This is a genomic window from Ruoffia tabacinasalis, assembly GCF_042652985.1.
GTDB classification, from domain to species: domain Bacteria; phylum Bacillota; class Bacilli; order Lactobacillales; family Aerococcaceae; genus Ruoffia; species Ruoffia tabacinasalis.
This window is the reverse complement of sequence record NZ_JBHSHQ010000011.1, coordinates 88,619-111,206: the sequence shown is the minus strand read 5'-3', so window position 1 is coordinate 111,206 and position 22,588 is coordinate 88,619. Positions and strand designations below refer to the sequence as shown.

Genomic DNA, 22,588 nt, shown 5'->3' with positions numbered 1-22,588 from the left:
ATGCAACACAAATTAGCACGTACGAGTATGATTTATATGATTTTAGGTCTGGCTTTCGGATTATTTGATCGTGAATTTGCTCGAATTTATGACTTTACTGGCTATACTCAATTAGGGGTATTACACACACACACTTTAATTTTAGGAATGTTCTTTTTCTTAATTGTATTAATTCTTGAACACCAATTTAAATTAAGCGCACACCGCCATTATAAAAAATTCATTATGTTCTACCAATCCGGTTTAGGCTTATCTTTACTAATTATGTTAATCCATGGATCAATGATTGTGATGGGAATGGAATCATCTGCAATGATGTCTGGGATTGCTGGTATTGGGCATATTCTACTAACAATTGGTCTTGGCTTTTTCTTTAAAGTATTAATGGATAGTATTAAAGCAGTTAAATAGTTTTATTTAAGAAGAGCCCCCTTTTAATCCTCGTTTGGATTTAAGGGGGCTTTTAATAGCTTGCACCTGATTAATTCGAGTTATTTATTTGATCAATCTTTTCAACAGCTTCGGTGAAATAATTTTTTAGTTGATTAATTGTTTCGATCGTTATCAATAAACTCTCTTCTGGAATATCAATTGATTTTATAACTTCTTTTTTATATTGTTGATAATATCGATCTAACAACACATCACCCTCACTTGTATTGCTTATATAGGTGATTCATTTATCTGTTGTTGACTATTCTCGAATTACTATACCTTTGCTTTATAAGCTTGCCTTTAAATCTAGAAAGCTACTCTCTCATTGTGCCCCTTCAAATCATTACCTAATATAAATATATTTTGCTCCCTCAATACTTTTTTATAAAAAAATTTATATTATTTGACAAAGTTTTATGTAAACGTTATTATCTATGTAACATATGTATTTTAGATGTGTAAACTATTACGAGGAGGATTTAATATGGAATTTGACTACAAGGACCATGGTAAAAAGCCGTATGTAATAAATATCGAAGATGCAACAAAGGAAAATAATAACTATCGTACGACAATTTGGACAGGCGAAAAATTACAAGTAACTGTCATGTCAATTCAACCAGGGGATGATATTGGTTTAGAAGTACACGAAGGCATTGATCAATTTATTCGAATTGAAGATGGTGAAGGCTTATGTAAGATGGGGCCAACTGAAGATGATTTAAATGTACAAATAAAAGTATCTGATGATGATGCTGTATTTGTTCCAGCAAATAAGTGGCATAATATCGAGAATACTGGAGATAAACCACTTAAGTTATATACAATATATGCTGGACCAGATCACTTAGAAGGAACAGTCCACCCGACTCATGAAGATGCAGAAAACGATCCGAATGAACATTAAATAAACAATCATTAACAAAGCAACTCTGATCCGGTGTTAGTTCATGACATTGGCTCAGAGTTTTTATATATATTTTTAGTATGTCTTGCAAAGTCCAATTATAATACTTACAATTAGGTAATATGTTTTTCAAAGAAAGGTGATTACCGTGTCAGAACTTATACAGATTAATAATCTAACAATTAAAACCAATACGCAAACAATCATAAGTAACTTATCATTCGACGTACACCCCAACGAAATTCTTACGATTAATGGCCCTTCTGGGAGCGGTAAAAGTACCGTACTCAAATACCTTGCGCAATTACAAAGCCCTGCTTTAACAACGTCAGGTGACTATTTATATAAAGGTGAGAATGTCGAAGACATTGATCCCATTGACTTACGACAAAATGTCTCGTATTGTTTCCAAGCGCCAACCTTATTTGGCGAAACAGTTCGCGATAACTTAAAGTTTAGTTATGATATTCGCGATATGGACTTTGATGAAGAACTTGCGAAAGATTTGCTTTCACATGTTCAATTACCGAAGTCATATTTAGATAAAGATATTACAACTTTATCTGGTGGAGAGAAACAGCGTGTGGCTTTAATTCGTAACGTTCAATTCCGCCCTGATATTCTCTTACTTGATGAGATTACGAGTGCCCTAGATTCAGATACTCGAAAAATCATCTGGGAATGGTTAGACCAATACCGTAAAGAGAATAATGTCACAGTTATTTTAGTCAGCCACATTGAAAAAGAACAACAATTAGCTGACCGAATTATCACCTTAGATAAAATAGCCTTCGATGAAAGTGAGGATAATCATGAACCAGCTTAATGTAACCCCAACTTCTTTAATCTTGTCTTTTATTTTAGTTATTATTGCGATTGTCATTTCATACCGAGAAAAATTAAAACTTGAAAAAGATTTAATTATTGCGATTGTCCGCATGATTGTTCAACTCGTTGTGGTTGGTTTCCTATTACAAGGAATATTCCAAGTTAACAACACATTTGTAACACTAGCAATGATGCTAGTCATGATATTAAATGCTAGTTGGAATGCGGGACAACGTGGGAAAGGTTTGAAAAATGCCTTTATCAATTCTTTAATTGCGATTTTAACCACAGCGACGATTACGATTAGTGTGCTTGTTCTCTCAGGTAGTTTAGAGTTTACACCTTCTCAACTCATTCCAATTACTGGGATGATTATCGGTGGATCCATGAGTTCGATTGGTTTAGCATTCTCTACCCTATCACAGACGTTTACAGACCAAGCGCAAGCTGTGCAAGAAAAATTAGCTCTAGGTGCGACACCCTATCAAGCGTCCCAATCGATTCTAAAAGCTACAATGAGTCGTGGTTTACAGCCAACGATTGATAGTACGAAGACTGTTGGATTAGTGACTTTACCTGGCATGATGGCTGGTTTAATGTTTGCGGGAATTGATCCTACTAAAGCCATTCTTTACCAAATTATGGTTATGTTTATGATGCTAGCCTCTACGGCAATCTCTACTTATATCGCGACTTACTTAACGTATCGTTCATTCTTTAGTGACCGAAACCAATTACGTACAAATCGATTAAAAGATAAATAAAAAAATGAGTTAGTGAGAAAATCTCACTAACTCATTTTTTGTTATGACAATTCAGTTGTATCGTCTTCTGCTTCTTCCTTGATTTCTTCTTCGGCTAATACAGCAATGTCTTCATTGACTATGGGTTCTTCTGTGGGTTCAGTTGTTACAATAGGTTCAATAGGTTCAGTTGTTTCTGTCACTTCTATTTCAGATTCTGGTTCAACTTTTTTCGAATCAGCAATCGTAACTTGCGCTAACTCTTCTTTTGTCTTCTTCATTTCATCTTGCATGAATACTGTTCCTAAACTAATTAAGACTGGTAATAGAATGAACAGTGTCGCATTTTCAAAGAATTTTTGCCAGTACAATGATGTGAAGTCAAAGGCGTTTTGGAATGCGGTTGTTTGGGCATTCATTGCTGATTCCGCAATCACTTCGTTGTTCATTGCTAATTGTTCTAGCGCTAAGGATGTTGCTGCAAAGTTAATCTCTCTAGCTGTTTGAAAGTAAGCTGTGATGAAAGCGAAGATTGCTCCAATAAGTACAATAAAGATATACCCTTTATAATTGCGTCCACTTTCCCCCGCTTCGCTATCAGATTGTTGATTAAACCAAACTGTAAAGCGATTCCATAAATTAAATTGGTTGACGAGTAAGATAACCAATATTACGATCACTACAATTTCAAAAACCATTTATTTTCCTCCTCGAATTTTCAATCTCTTTCATTCCATTATAGCGATGTTAACGGTTAAAAGTAAAATGAAATTGACTGTATCGAGTATTTTTATAGATGATCCTCTGTCCATTCTTTTAATACGACCGCATTATTGTTGTCCTTGTCTTTGGCTGCATATAGTAAAGTTACGGGACCGTCATCTAATTTTTCTTTGACTAATGAAAGCCATGAATCTTTCTCATCATTATTATTTAATTCTTTTTCATAATGTTCTTTAAACCAAGTAAATTTGTCATCTTCATGATCAAAGTCTTTTCGCAAATCTGATGAGGGCGCAATGCCTTTAAACCACTCATCATGATGTAAGTCTTCCTTTTTAATGCCCCTTGGCCATAAACGATCCACTAATATACGGAAACCATCTTGGTCTTTCGCATCATCGTAAGCTCTTTTAATATGTATTTTTGCCATAATATGATCCTCCTTAAGTTGTTATACACTCTATACAACAAGCTTAGCGCTAACATATGGTAAAGTCACGAGATACGCAAAATGTGGTCGGCACTTTAGTCCCTCACTCCCAAGCAAAAAAAGCTCAACAATCATGGTCATAAACCACAATGGTTGAGCTGTTCTGCTATTAACTATTCAAATTATTCAGCGTCACGACTTTTTGATGCGATATCTTTCTCAAGGTACTCAACAAACTCGTCGTAAGTCATCGTTTGAGAATTTTTAGAGCTGTATGGACGGATATTCACTGTGCCGTCTTCCACCTCTTGGTCTCCAATAACGATTTGGTATGGTACTTTAGACGTTTGAGCTTCACGAATCTTGTAACCTAATTTTTCGTTACGTAAGTCCATCTCAACGCGGTAACCTTTCGCTCTTAAATCATGGTAAAGTTCTTCGATACGGTCACCATGAGCATCATTACTTACAGGTAATAATACGGCTTGAACAGGCGCTAACCATGTTGGGAATGCCCCTTTGTATTCTTCGATTAAGTAAGCAACGAAACGTTCCATTGTTGATACAACACCACGGTGAATAACTACTGGTCGGTGTGTATTTTGTCCGTCTTCACCCACATAAGTTAATTCGAAACGTTCTGGTAATAAGAAGTCTAATTGAACTGTTGACATTGTTTCTTCAAGACCAATGGCTGTCTTGAATTGCACGTCTAATTTAGGTCCGTAGAAGGCTGCTTCACCAATTGCTTCAAAGTATTCTAGACCTAATTCGTCCATCGCTTCTTTTAACATTGCTTCTGCTTTTTCCCACATTTGATCGTCATCAAAGTATTTCTCTTTATCTTCTGGATCGCGGTAGCTTAAGCGGAAGCGGTAGTCAGTAATATTGAAGTCGTTGTATACATCTTCAATTAATTTTAGTACGCGTTTGAATTCTTCTTTAATTTGGTCAGGACGTACAAAGATATGTGCGTCGTTCAATGTCATCTCACGTACACGTTGTAATCCTGATAAGGCACCTGATTTTTCGTAACGGTGCATCATACCTAATTCCGCAATACGGATTGGTAATTCACGGTATGAATGGATGTCGTTTTTGTAAATTAACATGTGATGTGGACAGTTCATTGGACGTAGTGCCAACATTTCGCCGTCACCCATGTCCATTAATGGGAACATGTCATCTTTATAGTGATCCCAGTGACCAGAAGTTTTATATAAATCTGATTTAGCCATGATGGGTGTATATACGTGCTCATAGCCTAAGCTAATTTCTTTATCCATAATGTAACGTTCGATGGTACGACGGATTGTTGCCCCGTTTGGTAACCAGAATGGTAAGCCTTGCCCCGCTTCTTGGTTAATCATGAAGATGCCTAGTTCTTTACCTAACTTACGATGATCGCGTTCTCTTGCTTCTTCACGTAAACGTAAGAATTCATCCAATTCATCTTGTTTGAAGAACGCTGTACCGTACACACGTTGCATCATTGTGTTATCTGAATTCCCTCTCCAGTATGCACCAGCCAGTGATAATAATTTAACCACTTTAATCTTACCTGTAGAAGGCATGTGGCCTCCGCGACATAAGTCAACGAATTCACCTTGTTGGTATACTGAGATTTCTTCATCTTCTGGAAGTTCTTTAATTAATTCTAGTTTGAAAGCATCATCTTTAAAGATTTCTAATGCTTCTTCTCTAGAAACGACGCGACCAATGATGTCGTGGTTTTCAGAGATGATTTTCTTCATTTCTTTTTCAATCTTAGGTAAATCTTCTTCAGTGATTGGATCTTCTTTATAAGTATCGTAGTAGAATCCTGATTCAATCGCTGGCCCTACACCAAATTGAATTCCTGGGTATAAACGAGTTAACGCGTGTGCTAATAGATGCGCTGATGAGTGACGCATTAATTCTAATGCTTCAGGGCTTTTATTTGTGATAACTTCAATCGCACCATCTTTGGTAATTGGTGTATGGTAATCAATAATTTCCCCATCTAGTTTCCCTGCTAAAGCTGCTTTTTTAAGTGATTTACTAATTGAATCAGCAACATCAGCAATTGTAATACCTGCGTCAAATTCTTTTACATTTCCATCTGGAAACGTTAATTTAATTTTGTCCATGACTATTCTCCTCTTTTTTATAAAATATACAAAAAAATCCCATTGACTGAGCGTGTACTCAATCAATGGGACGTGAAATTTATTACGTGGTTCCACCCAAATTTTTCCATAGAGACACTAAATTAGTGTCCTATGAACTTCATTCAAGCTTAACGGGCATCTGCGTCTACTCCTAATATCGAAACCGAGTTCAGAGTAAAAGTATATGAAGGGGTCTTATATAAAGCAATGTAGGATGTCGCACCAAATCATCCCTCTCTGAGAGCATTGAGTTTACTAAGTTGTCTTCATGTAAAGTGGTTTATTCATTTAAGGGCTTTTCACTTCCTAATGAAAGCAAAAGCTATATCATATTTATATCATGACTTTTATTGAATTACAAGTCCTATTGTCGCTTACCAAACTGCGAAAGCGTCACCAAGCCAGCACCTGTAATAAAAATACCCAAAAGCATTGGAAAGGCTAATTGTGTTTGTCCTTCTCTAAAATAATAGATGAAAAGGACGATTACTTGAATGGCTAGGGCGATCCCAAAATAAATCATGAGTAGTCGCTTTTGTTTTAATTCTTCTTCAGGATTACGGTTCAAATCATCCCTCCTTATCTATTTCTATGTCTTAAGTTCTCTCCTGTAAGAGAGACTTCTTTTGCTAGGAAACGAATTCTTTCCATAATTCGCTTCGCTTTAATTGTTTCGTTACCACCATCTCTTGAGTGAGCTAAGTGGCTTTCGATCTCTTTTAAGTTAAAGTTTGACGAAAAGAATGTCGGTAATGACTCCTTCATACGGTATTCTAGAATGGTCGTCAATACTTCATCACGTACCCAAACGGTGTTAGCTTCGGCTCCGATATCATCAATAATTAAGATATCGACCGACTTCACATCCGTTAAAACTTTTTGTGTTGAATTATCAGCAAACGTCGATTTAATCTCCGTTGTAAAGGTTGGATAATGAATCATCGTCACACTTTTATTCAACTTCACTAGTGCATTGGCTAAAGCACCCAGTAAATAAGTCTTACCTACACCAAATTCCCCTGAGATGTATAAGCCTTGAGCACGATGTGGGTTCTTCTTGTACTCATCTATAAAGCTGATCACTTCTGCTAAAAGCTGCTTACGCGACTCTGTATTGGCATAATACTCAGTCAAGGTCGCTTCTCTTACATCCGCAGACATCATTCGGTTATCTAATAAACTTCTTTGTTGCTGCTTCTCTTTATTCTCATAGTAAGCCTTAGTCGGCACATATGATACATCGATGTAATTATAATTTAAGAACAAGACTGGTTTGAAACCAGGATTTTGTCCTTGTTCACCTTTTCTTAATAGATCCATTTCCCGTGCGAATTCATTCAATTTAGAAATCGAATTTTCAATCATTTCTTGAGAAATGGCCTCTTCATGCTGGTTCACAAACGCTTTGACATCGGGATGATTTAAGACATAATCGACGGTCGCTTTATAATCTGCTTGAAACTTTGGATCTCTCGTAAACCGAGTCAATATTTGATTAATTTTTTGCACTATGAATCACCTTCTTCCCCTATTAACTCATTCAGACGCTTACGCATCTCATCTTCACTATATTGCGGTTGAGATGCAGTTTGAGGAGTCTCTTGTTGTTGCACGGACTGTTCCTTATCCTTCAACCAAGATGGAATAATCTCTTGATGCTGGGATTGTCCACGTTTCTTGTAATTCGAACGGTTTTCTCTTTGCTTCTGTTCGATTTCTTTCTTCTTGCGTTGTTCTTTCACATATTGCATCGCCTTAGGGATATTCGTTAATTCCTCTTGTTCCCATTCACTCGCTACACGTTGCAATTCGCCTTTATAAATATTCGGTCTGTCGTTAATCACTAAAAGATAGTAGATTAAAAAGTTCACAACATGTTCGTTTAAACGTGTTTTTTCTGCTAAATCTCTAATATAAAAATGCTCTGAATCGGTTGCGAAAGTTTTTTTGGCTTGCTTCATCTTATTCAAGAATGCATTACTCGGCATTTGTTCACACGAAATCACCAATTGAACCGCTCCTGGCGCTAATTCAGGATGTTGCGCTTTTAATTGTTGTCTGCGGTCTTCTACTTCTTCTTTCGTATACATTCGAGACGTTCGGTTCGACTCCGTCCTTGGCTCAAGTTGGTCTTGTTGCCAATTCGATTCAGCTTTTTTATTTTGTCTTTGAGCAATTTTCTTCAAGTCATTTAAATTTACATTTCCGGTAGTTTTATCCATAGCTAAGTATACTAGATTAGCTAACTCGCTTTCTGTATTGCCGTAAATATCATGGATCGCATAAATCTGTTCTTTCAATTCTTCAGTTAATTCTGAATGGTTTATTCCTTCAGAAATTAAATAAGAAATAAAACGACTATATTCTAAACCAGGTGCATAATTATGCACTTTATCTGGTTGTTCGTCAATAACTTTTGTAGCAGCTTCATTGACTTGAATAGGATATAACGCCTTTTGAAAGGTGGACGTCTCCTCAGCATAACGATCCTCATCAATCGCTTCTACAGTTAAAAGTGTTGTTAACTCTTCGTAGTCTTTCTCTCCCAATTGATTTAATAAAGCTGTACTTAATAAAGCATCTTGGAAAAAGGCTTGATTGAGTAGGGGCAACTTTAAATCATAGAGAATTGTTTGATGTACGGGATTCGAATTTGATTTCATATCGCGATATGTTCGCATTAAACCGACGGCCTCGAGTTTTATCCGTGCTTCATTCAATTCTTTAATACCAATGTTCAAGTGAAGTAGTAAAATTTGATGACGTAATGATCTGCGACTATCCAAGTGAACAGTTGTTGGCATTGACATTAGCGTTAAGTATAGACCCATACTTTCTGGACCGATAATTGGTTGATATAAATGAGTTAAACTTTCTAGATAATTAGCTGAAATATCTGCTTGCCCTTTTAAAACAAAGGGTTGAAGCGGATTAATGGTTAGGCTCATCTTGATCTTGACCTTCCTCAATCTGTGATCCATGCTTACCTGCCATAGATTCTAATTCTTTCATGAAACTCTCACGCGATTGGAATTCACGGTAGACACTCGCAAAGCGAATGTAGGCAACCTCATCCAATTCCATAAGAAGAGGCATGACATATTCCCCAATACGGCTTGTCTCGATCTCTTGGTCAGCGTCATCTCGAATGGACTCTTCCACTTGATTCACAAGTTCATTCATCTGCTCCACCGCAATCGGCCGTTTTTCCGCACTTCGAACAATGCCTCGCATTAATTTATCTCGATTAAATTCTTCACGCGTACCATCGCGTTTTACTACTAGTAATGGTGATTGCTCGATCCGCTCATGAGTATTGAAGCGAAAGCCACATTGTAAACATTCTCTTCTTCGACGAATGGATTGACCCTCTTCTGCCGGACGTGAGTCAATCACTTTGGATGACTGACCCTGACATTTAGGACATTGCATTGTACATACCTCCTTAAGTAATTACTTGTTATTCTCTGCTTTTAATAGTTGATCGATTTGTTTATGTGTCTCTTCAAGTGTGTTTGAATTATCAATCACGATTTCGCTCCATTTGGCCTTATCTTGAATCGATATTTGATTGCTAATAAGTTGGCGTGCATCTTCTTCACCAATTTGATTCCGCTTCATTAAGCGTTCTAATTGAATGTCTGGTGAGACGTATACAAGCCAGACGACATCCGTTGGAATGTCAATATCCACTTCATAATATAAAGGGATATCCACAAAGATTAGTGAATGACCTTCTTCTTTATATGCTGCCATTCTTTCTTTAGATTCTTTAGAAATTAACGGATGTAAAATTTGATTGAGTTTCTCAATACTCGCTTCATCATTAAACACAATATTTCCTAAAGCTTTGCGGTTTAACGTACCATCTGCTTGAATAATATCGTTTCCGAAATTTTCTTTCAATCGTTCTAAGCCAACAGTACCTTTTTCAACCACAACGCGACTAATAATATCTGTATCAATCACTGGATAACCCTGTTGAATTAGATATTTTGAAACCGTGGATTTTCCAGTTGCGATACTTCCTGTTATAGCAATAGCTTTCATACGTTTATCTCCTGTTATAATCTTTGGCATACAGGACAATAGTGTGTCCCTCTTTGGGCTACGCGGATTTTCTCAATGGGAGTTTGACACCGGACACAAGGCTCACCGGTCTTACCGTATACTTTTAACTCGTTCTGATAGCGCCCTGCTTCTCCAACAGTATTGCGGTAACTTCGAATCGTTGATCCGCCAAGTTCCACTGCCTTACTCATTATATTAATTATAGCATGATACAAGGTATTTATCTGTTTATCTGATAGTTGGGATCCAACTGTTTGTGGGTGAATCTGTGCTTCAAATAAGACTTCATCCACATAAATATTCCCTAGTCCAGTCACTATCTTTTGTGATAACAAAGCCGTTTTAATCGGCTGCTTCGATTTCTCTAATTGATCTTTGAACTCTTCTATATGAAACTCTGCTTCCGTTGGTTCTGGACCAATCTTTCGCTCAGCAAAGAATGTTTTGATTAAATTTTTTGGAACATACTCCATTCTACCAAATTTCCGTACATCATTATAATGTAATTGGCTCTTGTCATGAAATTCAATGATGACATGCGTATGTTTGTCTTTTGTTTTTGGTACTTCCTCTTCTGGAAAATAAAAATACTTTCCTTCCATCCGCAAATGAGACACTAAATAACTATCAGGAAAACGGAATAATAAGTATTTACCACGTCTGTCCACCGATAATATGGTCTCATCAATTAAGGGCAGAAGGACATTTGGATTCTCTTCAAATTGAACAACAATTCGCTTCCAAAAGACGTTAATATTTTTAATTTTTTTACCTTTGACTAATTTGTCTAAACCTTTTCGATTTACTTCAACTTCCGGTAACTCGGGCATGCAAGCACCTCTTTCTACATATTATAATTATAACAAAATTTCTATATACTTTGGACATAAAATACCGAATTATATTAAAATACCCAAATGCTTTCACATTTGGGAGTCATCGACTAATTTCAAACTTTTATAAGCAAATTAACCTTCCAATTCATAGTTTCTTAACGCAAATTTTTCAATCTGTTTTAGGATAAAGTTGCACGCAATACATAATAAAACCGTCAAAATCATCCCCCAAAGAATTTGAACCATGTCTTGTGTTCTTAAACCTGAGAAGAGAATCGTTCCCAAGCCTCCAGCATTAATTGTCGCACCTATGGTCGCAATTCCGATACTCGAAGTCATGGCGAGTCGAATCCCACTAAAGATTGCTTTAGAAGAAAGTGGCAGGTAGATTCGAAAGAATAATTCTTTATCCGTCATTCCCATGCCAATGGCTGCTTCCACAATCATAGGGTCAATTTCTTGTATTCCTGTACTAAAGGTTCGCAGCAAAATATATTCACAGTACAAAGTGAGAACAATCATTGCCGTATCAGCACCTAAGCCTGTCACAGGAATTAAAAGCGCAAACATAGCATAACTTGGAACGGAATATAAGGCTGAGAAAAAGTAAGTCAGACGCTTTAACCATCTTTGGTTATGAATTAAGATGTAGATAATCACGCCAGCAATCGCAATGGCGATGAGTAATGAGATCGTCACAAGTTGGAGATGTGTCACTGTCGCATCAATAAGACGGTCACTATATCGAATTAAGTAATCGATCATATTAACTCACTCCATAAAGACTCTTCTTCACGAACCGTATCTAATAAACTATTAACGAATGCACCTTTTGGATTTTTTATAATATTTTGTGGTGTATCATATTGTTCAATGCGTCCTTTATCCATAATCATCACTCGGTCGCCGAGTAAGAAGGCTTCGTTGATATCATGTGTAACGAATAAGAATGTTTTACTGTCTAATTCTGCATGGATTGCTTTAATTTGTGTCTGCAATTCTTTACGGGTAATGGCATCAACAGAACCAAAAGGCTCGTCTAACAACATAATTTGAGGATTGGCTGCGAGTGCACGTGCCACGCCAATACGCTGTTGTTGACCGCCGGATAATTGTTTCGGATATCGGTTAGCATATTCTGAATACGGTAATTGAATTAAAGCCATTAATTCAGTTACGCGTTCTTTAATCTTTTCTGGTTCCCAGCCAAGTAATTCTGGCACGGTAGCAATATTCTTTTCAATCGTAATGTGTGGGAAAAGTCCGATTTGTTGAACGACATAGCCAATTTTTCGGCGCAATTCGATTAAATCATACTCTTTGATTTCTTTATCATTGATTTCAATTTGACCACTGTTTGGTTCGATCAGTCGATTGACCATTTTTAAAGTCGTTGTCTTACCTGACCCGGATGAGCCAAGGATCGTTATGAATTGACCTTCTTCAATATCAAAGGACAAATCTTTGATGATTTCTTTATCGCCGAACGATTTGTTGATGTTTCTGAATTTTATCTTTGTCTTAGCCATGGTTCTCCCCCACTTTCTCTATTAATAAATCCATTAAAGCCATACTTAATAACGATAATACCGCGACCGTTCCCCCACCAATGACTAATAAATCCATTCGGTAAAGTCCTAATCCAGTAAAGATTAACGTTCCCAGTCCTCCGGCTCCGATATAGGTTGCTAAAGTCGCACTGGCAATAATTTCAACTAAGGCTAGTTTAATTCCATTTAAAATATAAGGCGCCGCAAGTGGAAATTCAATCCGGTTACGTAATTGCTTCTGGTTCATTCCAATGCCCCGAGCCACTTCTAAAGTGATCGCCGGAATCTCATTAAAACCAAGAATTGTATTCATAATAATTGGCGGAATGGCTAGAAAAGTTAAAGCAATCAGTGCTGGTAATTCTCCCACCCCGATGATTGGTATTAAGATGAATAACACCGCTAGACTCGGTATAATTCGCAGTAATTGCGAAGACGTTGTTAAGACCTCACCTAACTTCTTATTTCGGTAACTAATATAACCTAAGGGTATGCCGATACAAATCGCAATAATTAAGGCAATTAGGCTTAGTTTAATATGTTGGATTAAGTATCCAATGAACTCACTAGAGTCCGTTTGAAAGTATTCTATCATTTGATAAAGCAAGCAATTCCCTCCAATTCCAATTTGTTGTCGCATCTTCTGTATAGTTTACATGATTAAGACACTTTTCCCAAAATATTTGTTTCCAATAAAAATACGCAAGTAGAGGGTTTTCTTCTACTCGCGTAAAAATTTGTGTGCTTAGTTTATTGAATCGAATTATAGTATTCTTCCGCAACTTCCATATAGTCTCGCCCATCAATATCAACGCTAGCATTCAGATCTACAACGGTTTGTGTATCTAATGTTGCGTTAATGTCATTAATAATGGTTTCAATATCAGGGTTCGCATCTAATACTTCTTGGCGAACAACTGGTACTAAATTATAAGGTGGCCAGAAGTTTTGGTCATCTTCTAATACTTTATACAAATCTGTATTCGATAATTGCCCTTCAGTCGTGTAAGCAGGTGTCGCATCAGCTTCATCACTACTTAAGACTTGGTATTTTAAGCTATTATCATAGACCGTGATTGATTCAAAATCGAATTCACCGTAGACTTCCTCAAGTCCTTCTAAGCCGTCTTCTCGTTCTTCGAACTCACCTTGAGACGCAAAGCGAATGTTTTCTGCATTTGCTTGTAAATCACTGATTGTATCAATACCGTATTCTTCAGAAGCAGCAGTAGTAATTGCGATACCTTGAGAATCGTTCGCTGGCGCATATTCAAGTGTCGTTAACTCGCCACCTTCTTCGTAGGCATTACGAATTGTTTCAGCAACACTATCAGGATCTGTGTCCATCGGTAAGTTGAAGATACTTAATAAGGCTGTCCCAGTATATTCTGGATACAAATCAATTTCTGAATTTTCAATAGCTTGAGGTATCACTGAACTTGCGATACTTGGTACGCGCTCGACTGAGTAACCATTCTCTTCTAAAGCTAGGGCGTAGATTTCACTCACGATCAGACTTTCAGTGAAGTCTTTTGATCCAATCTTTATGTTGCCACCTGAAGCGCCGGAAGAACAACCAACAAGGACTAAGCTGGCTAAGACGAGTAATGTAATAATATTTTTTGCTTTTTTCATACTTCGACTCCTTTTATATTAGGGGTGATTGGCGCTGATATTCCAGCCACTTTCACCATAGAAACTATGACTAATCTTAATATACAGTAATTTAAGTATAGAATAATCTCGGTTCTCAAGCAATTGATTGAACTTCAGGAGGAATAAATTTAGATTGTTCAAGTTAAACGGTGTAGCTGGAACAATTATTTTTTATTCTTCCAGTTAAACGCCGCAGCTGGAACAATTATTTTTTATTCTTCCAGTTAAGCACGCAGACAAACACCAAAAAGACCCTCACCCTATTAAGAGTGAGAGTCTTATATTCAATACTATAATTCGTACCAATTAATTCCTTGGTTATAATCGACTTCTAAAGGTACGTCTAAGTTTGCAGCGTGTTCCATAATTTCAGGTACGAGTTCACTTAAGCGTTCCATTTCTTCTGCAGGTGCTTCTAAGATTAACTCATCATGCACTTGTAATAAGATTCTTGCTTGAAGTCCTTCATCATCAATGGCTTTTTGAAGACGAATCATTGCGATCTTCAAGATATCTGCCGCAGTCCCTTGAATCGGTGAGTTCATCGCTGTTCGTTCTGCGAATGAACGAATATTGAAGTTGCTTGCCTTAATATCAGGTAAGTAACGACGGCGATGGAATAATGTGCTGACGTAGCCATCTTCTCGAGCTTTTTCAACAATGTCATCCATAAATTTCTGAACGCCTGGGTACATTTCAAAGTAACGTTCAATGAATTCTTTCGCTTCAGGTCTTGGTATATTTAGGTTTTGTGATAACCCGTAATCACTAATTCCATATACAATTCCGAAGTTTACAGCTTTAGCTTGGCGACGTAAGTTACTATCAACATCTGCCGTCGATTCTAAATTGAACACACGTCTAGCAGTGGCCGAGTGAATATCTTCACCTGCAATAAAGTCATTCGTCATATGTTCTTCTTTACTAATATGCGCAAGTACGCGGAGTTCAATCTGTGAATAGTCGGCGCCAAATAATTGCCAACCTTCTTCTGAAGGAACGAAGGCTTGACGAATTTTACGGCCTTCTTCTAAACGTACCGGAATATTTTGTAAGTTTGGATCTGCACTACTTAAACGTCCTGTTTGCGTTAATGTTTGGACGAATTTCGTATGGATCTTCCCATCTTCTTTAATATATCCTGGTAGGCCCGCTAAGTAAGTTCCTTGAAGTTTACTGATTGAACGGTAATCAAGAATTTCTTGAATAATTGGGTGCTTATCTAAAAGTTTTTCAAGAACGTTGGCAGCTGTACTGTAGCCTGTTTTTGTCTTTTTAATGACTGGTAAGCCCATCTTATCGAATAGAATTTCACCTAACTGTTTCGGTGAATTTACGTTAAATTCTTCACCGGCATGTTCGTGAATACGCGCTTCCATTTGTTTTAATCGTTCGATTAATTCTGCGTTCTTCTCTTCTAATGTTGCGCCGTCTACTTTAATTCCAGCGATTTCCATGCGAGCAAGAACACGTGCCACCGGCACTTCGATGTCTTCGTACAGATCATCCATCTCTAAATCAACTAGGCGAGTGCGTAATGGCTCTACTAACGCATCTAATGCCATAGCTTTACTTGCGACATGATTTACCGTTACATCAGTATCTTCTGGTAATTTTCGCTTCGCGCCTTTTCCGTAAACCATCTCGTCTAGCTCTACGTTCACTGGTACTTCTAGTGCTCTGACGACATTCGCAATCTCGTCCATATGATTCGCTTCTACTAAGTAAGCCGCAATTAAAGTGTCAAATATAATTCCTTTTAATTGAACCCCATAATGACTTGTTAAGACTTCATCTCGTTTTGAATCGAATAAGATTTTATCAACAGACTCATCTTCTAGCCAAGCTTTGAAATTTGAATCATTTAAAGCGACAGATGCCTCAGCAACATAAACCATATTCGCAACTTGGTCATACCAAGAAACATATAAGACATCATCAAAATGATAATTATCGCCAACTGTTTCAAAGTATACTGCAGTCTGCTTTGGCAAAATTTCTTCAGTGATTGCGTCTACAAACTGTACGTCGTATTCGAGTTGTGGTTCATCCGATTCAATCGCTGTGATATCGACATCTGACGTCGCTTGAAGTTCAGTCAGGAAACTATTAAATTCCATTTGACGGTAAAATTCAACTAGCTCTTCAATATTCTTTCCTTCATAAGTGATGTCATCAATCCCAATTTCAATTGGCGCTTCCAATAAGATTTCAGCTAATTCTCTACTCATGAACGCTTCTTCTTTTTCATTGGTTAAGTTTTCTTTCATCTTAGATGGTTTTAATTCATCTAGGCGCTCATACAATTCTTCGACAGAATGATATTCTTTGATTAATTTGATGGCCGTCTTCTCACCGATGCGTGTTACACCTGGGTAATTATCCGATGGGTCTCCCATTAAACCTTTTAACTCAATAAACTGCTTTGGAGTCACTCCATAAGTTTCCATCACTGTCTCAGGTGTGTAAGCTTCTAACTGACTTACACCTTTACGGGTAATATAAACTGTAACGTTATCTGTTGCGAGTTGGATTAAGTCTTTATCTCCTGAAATAACAATAACTTCATCATCCGAATCTGCTTGATGAGACAGTGTTCCAATCACATCATCCGCTTCGTAATGCAAGATATCATAGTGTTTCATTCCGTAAGCATCGAGTAAGACTTTAAGATAAGGCATTTGTTCTTTGAATTCACTTGGCGTTTTTTGTCGCCCGCCTTTATACTCTTTAAACATGTCCGTTCTGAATGTCACTTCACTTTTATCGAAAGCAACTAATATATGTGTCGGTTGAAATTTTTCCATGACACTGTCTAACATTCGATGAAAGCTGTAAAGGGCATTCGTGTGTAGACCCGATTTGTTCTTAAAGCGATCTAAATCTAAAATCGAATAAAAAGCACGAAAGGCAAGACTACTTCCGTCAATTAACATAATTTTACGTTGACTCATTGAATATTCCTCCATCTTTAATTATTAAGCACAAACAGCCAACGAATTCTAACTCGTTGGCCGCTTGTTGTTTCTATTCTATAATCGGTTCGGGCTTAAGTTAGCATATGCTTTCTCAAATTGACGAGAAAGTTCATCAATGTCTCCTGCGCCCATGAACAGGAATACTGCGTCTTTATAATCCATTAATGGTGATAAATGATCCGTTGAGATGATTTCAACATTTTGATGGATTAACTTCGCAAGGTCTTCAATGGTTACTTCCCCATTCGCTTCACGCGCTGAGTTAAATATCTCGACAAGATATACTTTGTCCGCTAATGACAAGGACTCTGCAAACTCATTCAACATCGCCACTGTTCTAGAGAACGTATGCGGTTGAAAGATTGCGACAATTTCACGATTCGGGTAGCGTTGTTTCGCTGCATCGATGGTTGCTGTAATCTCAGATGGATGATGTGCATAGTCATCAATGATTGTTAAATCTTGAATTTGACGTGCTGAGAAACGACGTTTCACGCCACCAAAAGTTGCGATATGCTCTTTAATATCTTCAGCTTTAAAGCCTTCTAAATAAAGCACTGTAATGACTGATAAAGCATTTAAGATATTGTGCTCACCAAAGACTGGGATCGCAAATCTTCCAAATACTTCGCCGTCAATGACAACGTCGAATTCAGACCCTTCAACAGTACGATTAATATTTTTCGCATGTACTTGTGACTCTTCAGTGAGTCCGTAGTAATAAACTGGGACATCAGCCTTTAGATTCGGTAGATATTCGTCATCCCCACAAGCAATAATTGCTTTGTTTGCTTGATTAGAGAACGTTTGAATCGCTTCAAATACATCCTCAATTGAGCGGTAGTAATCTGGGTGATCGAAATCAACGTTCGTAACAATCATATAATCCGGTTTATAAGCTAAGAAATGACGACGGTATTCACATGCTTCTAGTGCAAAGTATGTTGCTGTCTCATCCCCGAATCCAGTTCCATCACCAATTAAATAACTTGTTGGTGCAAGGTTTTTCAATGTATGTGATAGTAAGCCGGTTGTTGATGTCTTACCGTGTGAACCTGTCACTGCAATACTTGTATAGTTTTGAATTAAGCCACCAATAAAGTCATGGTAACGATAAATTTCTAGACCTAATTCTCTGGCTCTAACTAATTCTGGATGATCATCATTAAATGCATTCCCAGCAATAATTGTTAAATCCTCAGTAATATTGTCAGCATTGAATTCTAAGATAGTAATGTCTTGATTCTCTAATTCCTGTTGTGTAAAGAAGTATTTCCCTACGTCACTTCCTTGAACTTCAAAGCCTTCGCCATGAAGAATCAGCGCTAATGCACTCATTCCAGACCCTTTAATTCCAACAAAATGATATTTATGTTCTTTATTAATCATATTCATATGTTTTATTGCCTCCTAGTCCTCAAACAATAAAAAGTTATTTTTAGATTTTTGTAATCTTTTAGCTAGTAATCTTGTATTCTCGTCTACTTGTCGGTTGCTTAATTTTGGTTTCTTATATGGTTTTGGTAATTCAGTCGGTTTGAAAGGTCGCTCTTCAAATGAATCGTCTTCAATTTGTTCTTCTTCATCTTGAACTTCATGAGTGTTTGCCACTTGTTTCTTAAACGAAGGTTCATAATTAGACCTCAGTGACGGTTTAGTCGCAGCCCAATCCCCATCCACCGTTGAAGTTTCATCATCGCTTGATTGAGTTTCTTCTAAGCTCTGTTGCGTATTTAACGGTGCTGTCGGTTTGTTTTGCTTCTTCAAAAAAGGTATCTCGTAATGTTCCAGTCCACTTTGTTGCGTTGACTGCTTCGGTTCACGAAGTGAGTCCTCTTTTGTTTCTTTCGCTTGATCCGGCTGATTATCTTTTGGTTGTTGCCTTTTCTTTTGTTGATTTAGATAGGCTGGCTCAAACTTAGATTTACCAGAATCCATTCCTTGAGTTGGATGAGCGAAGCGTCTTTTATCTGACTGACCACTTCGATTGTTAAATGCGGGTCCTTCGTATTTTTTCATTATTACACATCCTTGACTACTAGTTTAATCAACTTTTATTACTTGTATGAAGCGACAACTTCTTCTAGGCTCATTCCTGGTTCAAAAGAGTCTTTCAACTCCCAAATACCGGGTAAATCTTCAATATCAGATAAACCTAATTCACGTGTTGAACAAATCATACCAAAACTCTCAACACCACGTAATTCACCTGGCCAAATAATCATACCGTTTGGCATCGTAGCCCCTGGGCGTGCGACAAGGACATTCATATCTTCAGCAATATTGTCTGCACCACAAACAATTTGTAAAACTTCTCCGCCGACATTTGTTTGTGTCACTGATAAATGGTCGCTATCCTCGTGTTTTTTACATGATTCAACGTATCCTACTACGAATTTAGGTTTTGAGTCAACCTCTACTTCAATGTCAAAGCCCGCTTCTTTAATCTTGTCATTAACTTGAGACACTTGTTCTTCAGTTAAATCAACATTCCCATTACCATTTGGTTTAAATGTTTCAGAAATATTAAATAAATTAATTGACATTACTTGGTTATCTTGAGTGCTATCTCTCACAATTGTCACACCATTATTTGATTCTGTTGATAAATGATTCTCGTCTGCTTTCCCTCGAGTTAACATTAAGACATCGCCAACACCTTGTTCATTATAAAATGCAATCCACATAATTATTATATCCTTTCTTTCGGTCGATATTAAGTATTTTGAACTAACGTTTCGTAAGTCGTACGATCAAATGTCGTGACTACAGCTTCTAGCATTGCTTGTGCCGCTTCATAATCAGAAATTCTAAAGAGTGATTGATGACCATGAATATATCTAGCTGGTACACCAATGACTCCACTGATGACACCATCATTCATTGTGTGAGCAGCACCTGCGTCTGTTCCACCTTTTGAGAAGAAGTATTGATACGGAATATTGTTTGTCTCTGCCGTATCTAATAAATATTCACGTAAGCCTTTGTGAGTAATCATTCCTGGATCTTGAACACGTAGTAAGAAGCCTTCGCCTAAGCGACCTTGAACATCTTTCTTACCTTCAGCATCAGCTGCTGGCGAGCAATCTACAGCTAAGAATAAATCTGGTTGGTAACGGTGAACCGCTCCACGAATACCACGTAAGCCCACTTCCTCTTGAACTGACGCGCCCATAATTAATTCTGATTTAAGTGATTGACCTTGGATTTTTTCTAATGTATCTAAGATTACAGCACTTCCGTAACGGTTATCCCAAGCTTTACTAATGATTGATTCATTATTCGCTGTACGAATTGTCTCTACATCTGGCACTAAGCTATCGCCTGGACGAACGCCGTAAGACATCGCTTCTTCTTTTGAAGTAAAACCAGCATCAAATAAAATATCTGATGGTTTCAGTGATTGTGCTTTGCTTCCGCGTAATAAGTGAGGCGCCACTGCACTTGAGACACAAGGATAGTTTCCTTGTTTTGTTTGTAAAGTAAAACGTTGTGCGGATACAGCGTAAACGTTCCAGCCACCGATCGGTGTCACTTTGAATGTTCCGTTATCGTTAATTTGGCTTACCATGAAACCAACTTCATCCATATGAGCTGCAACCATTAATTTAGGTGCATCTTCTGTTGATGATTTTTTAATTCCAAAGATATTTCCTAAGCCACTTATCTCAACTTCGTCAACAAGTGGTGTTAATTTCTCTTTGAGGTAAGCTCTTACTTCGCCCTCATTACCGGAAATTCCTTGTAATTCAGTTAATTCTTTAATTCGTTTAAATTGATTATCATTAATAGTCATGCAGTTAAACTGCCTCCTTCTAATATAATTTATCTGTAAACAATCCCTCTAATTGTTGCACAAATCGCGTCAAAATGCAATTTATAAGTAACTATTATTACACTGAGAATTCTCTCATCAAAGCTGTTATTATACACATTTTATATAAGCGTTTCCAAGGTTTTCTTTAGCCATGAAACAGACAACGTGTTAAACTAGTTTAAGAATCTAAAATTAGGAGTGAAAGTACATGAGTGAAAATAACAACAATAATAACCAAAACTACAATTATGATAATAACGGTCTCTTAGGTGGACTACTTTTAGCAACCGGTGTCCTCATCGGAGCGGCAGCGACATTATTAATTAAAGAAAACCGTCCTAAAAAAGCAGGTCTTGTCTTAGAAACAGCAAAAACCCGCCTCGGTCAAAAAGGAAACGTTGTTGGCTCTTGGATCGATTACGATTCAATTGAATATGATTTATTCGAAGACAAACCCCTTGTTTACATTGGTGGCGTCACTGTTGAGAATGCTGAAGGTCGTTTACAATATCAATTCGCAAGTGATATTTATACGGGTGAACTTATCGATTATTATTTAATTAATCAAAATAACTAAAAAAAGATTGACCCTAATTCTTATCATGGTAAAATATTTGATATTGTGATTTTTTAAGTAAGTTTTGGGGGGAGGCAGAATAATCTATGTATGACCAACAAGGCGATTGGGAGCTTCACCCACTTGCAGGTGCATCTGGCGATGCTTATATGGGCGTAAAATCAGACGAGAAAGTATTCTTTAAACGAAATACTTCTCCATTTATTGCAGCATTATCTGCTGAAGGCATTGCCCCCAAATTAATGTGGACGCAAAGAACCTTCTCTGGCGATACTATTACCGCTCAAGAATGGAAAGATGGACGTCTATTAAAGAAAGAAGATATGGGATCAACTGAAGTCATTGAATTAATCCGACAAATACATGAATCGGATAATTTATTATTGATGCTCAAGCGAATGGGCGAGCGTAACTTTTATCCGCTAGACTTTATAGAACAATACTTTGTTGGCTTGTCACCTACACTTGCAGAGAATCATTTATTAAACGAAGTGATTCGACATATGGAGGATGCCATTGACAAAGATTTTTATGATGTGCGCCGGACAGTATGTCACGGAGATTTAAACCATAATAATTTCTTGAAAAGCCAAGATAACCATCTCTATCTCGTTGATTGGGAAAGTGTCAAAGTTGCTGATCCTTTAAGTGACATCACAATGATACTTGTACATTATTTTGCCCCGAGTGAGTGGATGGATTGGTTTGAATTATATAACTATCCCATTAACAATTCTTTCTACAAGCGCGTTCGCTGGTATAGTATGATGAATTGCCTTTATTTAATTAAGCAATATTATCTTGAAGGCCGTCAACACAAAACCAATGAATACATTATTTTACTTAAAACTATCTATAAAGATTTAATCAATTAAGGAGCAATTAAA

The 22,588-nt window shown here is 37.2% G+C and carries 25 protein-coding genes; 6 read left to right on the top strand and 19 right to left on the bottom strand.

What is annotated here, in order from left to right:
- Window positions 1-411 (top strand): DUF2871 domain-containing protein, encoded by a 411-nt coding sequence (locus tag ACFO5Y_RS02465; RefSeq protein WP_138404675.1) that lies wholly within the window; start codon window positions 1-3, stop codon window positions 409-411.
- A gap of 70 nt (window positions 412-481) precedes the next feature.
- Here the strand turns inward: ACFO5Y_RS02465 and ACFO5Y_RS02460 are convergent, their stop codons facing one another.
- Complete coding sequence (locus ACFO5Y_RS02460) at window positions 482-640, bottom strand: hypothetical protein (protein WP_197103845.1); 159 nt, start codon at window positions 638-640, stop codon at window positions 482-484.
- A gap of 279 nt (window positions 641-919) precedes the next feature.
- Here ACFO5Y_RS02460 and ACFO5Y_RS02455 point away from each other — a divergent pair, with 279 nt between their 5' ends.
- From ACFO5Y_RS02455 to ACFO5Y_RS02445, 3 genes are all read left to right on the top strand, one after another.
- On the top strand, window positions 920-1,342 hold the full coding sequence (locus tag ACFO5Y_RS02455; protein WP_138404674.1) for a cupin domain-containing protein: 423 nt from the start codon (window positions 920-922) through the stop codon (window positions 1,340-1,342).
- A gap of 148 nt (window positions 1,343-1,490) precedes the next feature.
- Window positions 1,491-2,168: an ABC transporter ATP-binding protein gene (locus tag ACFO5Y_RS02450; protein WP_197103844.1), complete on the top strand. Its 678-nt coding sequence runs from the start codon at window positions 1,491-1,493 to the stop codon at window positions 2,166-2,168.
- Window positions 2,155-2,934 carry an ABC transporter permease gene (locus tag ACFO5Y_RS02445; protein ID WP_197103843.1) on the top strand — a complete coding sequence of 260 codons (780 nt, stop codon included), beginning with the start codon at window positions 2,155-2,157 and terminating at the stop codon, window positions 2,932-2,934. Before ACFO5Y_RS02450 ends, ACFO5Y_RS02445 begins: the two co-directional genes overlap by 14 nt.
- Window positions 2,935-2,975: 41 nt before the next feature.
- Here ACFO5Y_RS02445 and ACFO5Y_RS02440 read toward each other — a convergent pair whose 3' ends face one another.
- The 18 genes from ACFO5Y_RS02440 to pepA all read right to left on the bottom strand — a co-directional run bounded on the left by ACFO5Y_RS02440 (window position 2,976) and on the right by pepA (window position 21,097).
- Window positions 2,976-3,611 carry a hypothetical protein gene (locus ACFO5Y_RS02440; RefSeq protein WP_197103842.1) on the bottom strand — a complete coding sequence of 212 codons (636 nt, stop codon included), beginning with the start codon at window positions 3,609-3,611 and terminating at the stop codon, window positions 2,976-2,978.
- Window positions 3,612-3,703: 92 nt separating this feature from the next.
- A complete protein-coding gene (locus ACFO5Y_RS02435) occupies window positions 3,704-4,066 on the bottom strand; it encodes a DUF488 domain-containing protein (protein ID WP_197103841.1) in 363 nt (120 codons plus the stop codon).
- Window positions 4,067-4,248: 182 nt separating this feature from the next.
- On the bottom strand, window positions 4,249-6,195 hold the full coding sequence (thrS, locus tag ACFO5Y_RS02430) for a threonine--tRNA ligase (RefSeq protein ID WP_197103840.1): 1,947 nt from the start codon (window positions 6,193-6,195) through the stop codon (window positions 4,249-4,251).
- Between the two features lie 385 nt (window positions 6,196-6,580).
- Entirely contained in the window at window positions 6,581-6,784 is a 204-nt protein-coding gene (locus tag ACFO5Y_RS02425; protein ID WP_197103861.1) for a hypothetical protein, read from the bottom strand.
- An 11-nt stretch (window positions 6,785-6,795) separates the two neighbouring features.
- Window positions 6,796-7,725 (bottom strand): primosomal protein DnaI, encoded by a 930-nt coding sequence (gene dnaI / locus ACFO5Y_RS02420; RefSeq protein ID WP_197103839.1) that lies wholly within the window; start codon window positions 7,723-7,725, stop codon window positions 6,796-6,798.
- A complete protein-coding gene (locus ACFO5Y_RS02415) occupies window positions 7,725-9,164 on the bottom strand; it encodes a replication initiation and membrane attachment family protein (RefSeq protein WP_197103838.1) in 1,440 nt (479 codons plus the stop codon). The genes dnaI and ACFO5Y_RS02415 overlap by 1 nt, the downstream gene beginning before the upstream one ends.
- A complete protein-coding gene (nrdR, locus tag ACFO5Y_RS02410) occupies window positions 9,148-9,648 on the bottom strand; it encodes a transcriptional regulator NrdR (protein ID WP_138404665.1) in 501 nt (166 codons plus the stop codon). Before nrdR ends, ACFO5Y_RS02415 begins: the two co-directional genes overlap by 17 nt.
- A 21-nt stretch (window positions 9,649-9,669) precedes the next feature.
- Window positions 9,670-10,266, bottom strand: coding sequence for a dephospho-CoA kinase (gene coaE, locus ACFO5Y_RS02405; protein WP_197103837.1), 597 nt, complete (start codon window positions 10,264-10,266; stop codon window positions 9,670-9,672).
- Window positions 10,267-10,280: 14 nt separating this feature from the next.
- Window positions 10,281-11,117: a DNA-formamidopyrimidine glycosylase gene (mutM, locus tag ACFO5Y_RS02400; protein ID WP_197103836.1), complete on the bottom strand. Its 837-nt coding sequence runs from the start codon at window positions 11,115-11,117 to the stop codon at window positions 10,281-10,283.
- A gap of 138 nt (window positions 11,118-11,255) precedes the next feature.
- Window positions 11,256-11,888: an ABC transporter permease gene (locus ACFO5Y_RS02395; RefSeq protein WP_197103835.1), complete on the bottom strand. Its 633-nt coding sequence runs from the start codon at window positions 11,886-11,888 to the stop codon at window positions 11,256-11,258.
- On the bottom strand, window positions 11,885-12,652 hold the full coding sequence (locus tag ACFO5Y_RS02390) for an ABC transporter ATP-binding protein (protein ID WP_197103834.1): 768 nt from the start codon (window positions 12,650-12,652) through the stop codon (window positions 11,885-11,887). The genes ACFO5Y_RS02395 and ACFO5Y_RS02390 overlap by 4 nt, the downstream gene beginning before the upstream one ends.
- Window positions 12,645-13,295, bottom strand: coding sequence for an ABC transporter permease (locus ACFO5Y_RS02385; protein ID WP_197103859.1), 651 nt, complete (start codon window positions 13,293-13,295; stop codon window positions 12,645-12,647). The genes ACFO5Y_RS02390 and ACFO5Y_RS02385 overlap by 8 nt, the downstream gene beginning before the upstream one ends.
- 128 nt (window positions 13,296-13,423) lie before the next feature.
- A complete protein-coding gene (locus ACFO5Y_RS02380) occupies window positions 13,424-14,308 on the bottom strand; it encodes a glycine betaine ABC transporter substrate-binding protein (protein ID WP_197103833.1) in 885 nt (294 codons plus the stop codon).
- Window positions 14,309-14,619: 311 nt separating this feature from the next.
- Entirely contained in the window at window positions 14,620-17,283 is a 2,664-nt protein-coding gene (gene polA / locus ACFO5Y_RS02375) for a DNA polymerase I (protein ID WP_197103832.1), read from the bottom strand.
- 78 nt (window positions 17,284-17,361) lie between these two features.
- Entirely contained in the window at window positions 17,362-18,696 is a 1,335-nt protein-coding gene (gene murC / locus ACFO5Y_RS02370; protein ID WP_197103858.1) for a UDP-N-acetylmuramate--L-alanine ligase, read from the bottom strand.
- 21 nt (window positions 18,697-18,717) lie between these two features.
- Complete coding sequence (locus ACFO5Y_RS02365; RefSeq protein ID WP_197103831.1) at window positions 18,718-19,326, bottom strand: hypothetical protein; 609 nt, start codon at window positions 19,324-19,326, stop codon at window positions 18,718-18,720.
- A 38-nt stretch (window positions 19,327-19,364) separates the two neighbouring features.
- The gene (ytpR, locus tag ACFO5Y_RS02360) at window positions 19,365-19,994 is read right to left on the bottom strand and encodes a YtpR family tRNA-binding protein (protein WP_197103830.1); all 630 of its coding nucleotides are present in this window, start codon (window positions 19,992-19,994) and stop codon (window positions 19,365-19,367) included.
- Between the two features lie 29 nt (window positions 19,995-20,023).
- A complete protein-coding gene (pepA, locus tag ACFO5Y_RS02355; protein WP_138404688.1) occupies window positions 20,024-21,097 on the bottom strand; it encodes a glutamyl aminopeptidase in 1,074 nt (357 codons plus the stop codon).
- Between the two features lie 235 nt (window positions 21,098-21,332).
- Between pepA and ACFO5Y_RS02350 the strand changes: the two genes are divergently transcribed.
- Complete coding sequence (locus tag ACFO5Y_RS02350; protein WP_197103829.1) at window positions 21,333-21,701, top strand: hypothetical protein; 369 nt, start codon at window positions 21,333-21,335, stop codon at window positions 21,699-21,701.
- A gap of 86 nt (window positions 21,702-21,787) precedes the next feature.
- Window positions 21,788-22,576 carry a phosphotransferase family protein gene (locus tag ACFO5Y_RS02345; RefSeq protein ID WP_197103828.1) on the top strand — a complete coding sequence of 263 codons (789 nt, stop codon included), beginning with the start codon at window positions 21,788-21,790 and terminating at the stop codon, window positions 22,574-22,576.
- Window positions 22,577-22,588 lie beyond the last annotated feature (12 nt).

What these genes read in the sequence shown, in the direction of transcription:
- ACFO5Y_RS02465 (WP_138404675.1), top strand. Translation starts at nt 1, where the DNA reads ATGCAACACAAATTAGCACGTACGAGTATGATTTATATGATTTTAGGT.
- ACFO5Y_RS02455 (WP_138404674.1), top strand. Translation starts at nt 920, where the DNA reads ATGGAATTTGACTACAAGGACCATGGTAAAAAGCCGTATGTAATAAAT.
- ACFO5Y_RS02445 (WP_197103843.1), top strand. Translation starts at nt 2,155, where the DNA reads ATGAACCAGCTTAATGTAACCCCAACTTCTTTAATCTTGTCTTTTATT.
- ACFO5Y_RS02440 (WP_197103842.1), bottom strand. Translation starts at nt 3,611, where the DNA reads ATGGTTTTTGAAATTGTAGTGATCGTAATATTGGTTATCTTACTCGTC.
- ACFO5Y_RS02435 (WP_197103841.1), bottom strand. Translation starts at nt 4,066, where the DNA reads ATGGCAAAAATACATATTAAAAGAGCTTACGATGATGCGAAAGACCAA.
- thrS (WP_197103840.1), bottom strand. Translation starts at nt 6,195, where the DNA reads ATGGACAAAATTAAATTAACGTTTCCAGATGGAAATGTAAAAGAATTT.
- ACFO5Y_RS02415 (WP_197103838.1), bottom strand. Translation starts at nt 9,164, where the DNA reads ATGAGCCTAACCATTAATCCGCTTCAACCCTTTGTTTTAAAAGGGCAA.
- nrdR (WP_138404665.1), bottom strand. Translation starts at nt 9,648, where the DNA reads ATGCAATGTCCTAAATGTCAGGGTCAGTCATCCAAAGTGATTGACTCA.
- coaE (WP_197103837.1), bottom strand. Translation starts at nt 10,266, where the DNA reads ATGAAAGCTATTGCTATAACAGGAAGTATCGCAACTGGAAAATCCACG.
- mutM (WP_197103836.1), bottom strand. Translation starts at nt 11,117, where the DNA reads ATGCCCGAGTTACCGGAAGTTGAAGTAAATCGAAAAGGTTTAGACAAA.
- ACFO5Y_RS02395 (WP_197103835.1), bottom strand. Translation starts at nt 11,888, where the DNA reads ATGATCGATTACTTAATTCGATATAGTGACCGTCTTATTGATGCGACA.
- ACFO5Y_RS02390 (WP_197103834.1), bottom strand. Translation starts at nt 12,652, where the DNA reads ATGGCTAAGACAAAGATAAAATTCAGAAACATCAACAAATCGTTCGGC.
- ACFO5Y_RS02380 (WP_197103833.1), bottom strand. Translation starts at nt 14,308, where the DNA reads ATGAAAAAAGCAAAAAATATTATTACATTACTCGTCTTAGCCAGCTTA.
- polA (WP_197103832.1), bottom strand. Translation starts at nt 17,283, where the DNA reads ATGAGTCAACGTAAAATTATGTTAATTGACGGAAGTAGTCTTGCCTTT.
- murC (WP_197103858.1), bottom strand. Translation starts at nt 18,696, where the DNA reads ATGATTAATAAAGAACATAAATATCATTTTGTTGGAATTAAAGGGTCT.
- ACFO5Y_RS02365 (WP_197103831.1), bottom strand. Translation starts at nt 19,326, where the DNA reads ATGAAAAAATACGAAGGACCCGCATTTAACAATCGAAGTGGTCAGTCA.
- ytpR (WP_197103830.1), bottom strand. Translation starts at nt 19,994, where the DNA reads ATGTGGATTGCATTTTATAATGAACAAGGTGTTGGCGATGTCTTAATG.
- ACFO5Y_RS02350 (WP_197103829.1), top strand. Translation starts at nt 21,333, where the DNA reads ATGAGTGAAAATAACAACAATAATAACCAAAACTACAATTATGATAAT.
- ACFO5Y_RS02345 (WP_197103828.1), top strand. Translation starts at nt 21,788, where the DNA reads ATGTATGACCAACAAGGCGATTGGGAGCTTCACCCACTTGCAGGTGCA.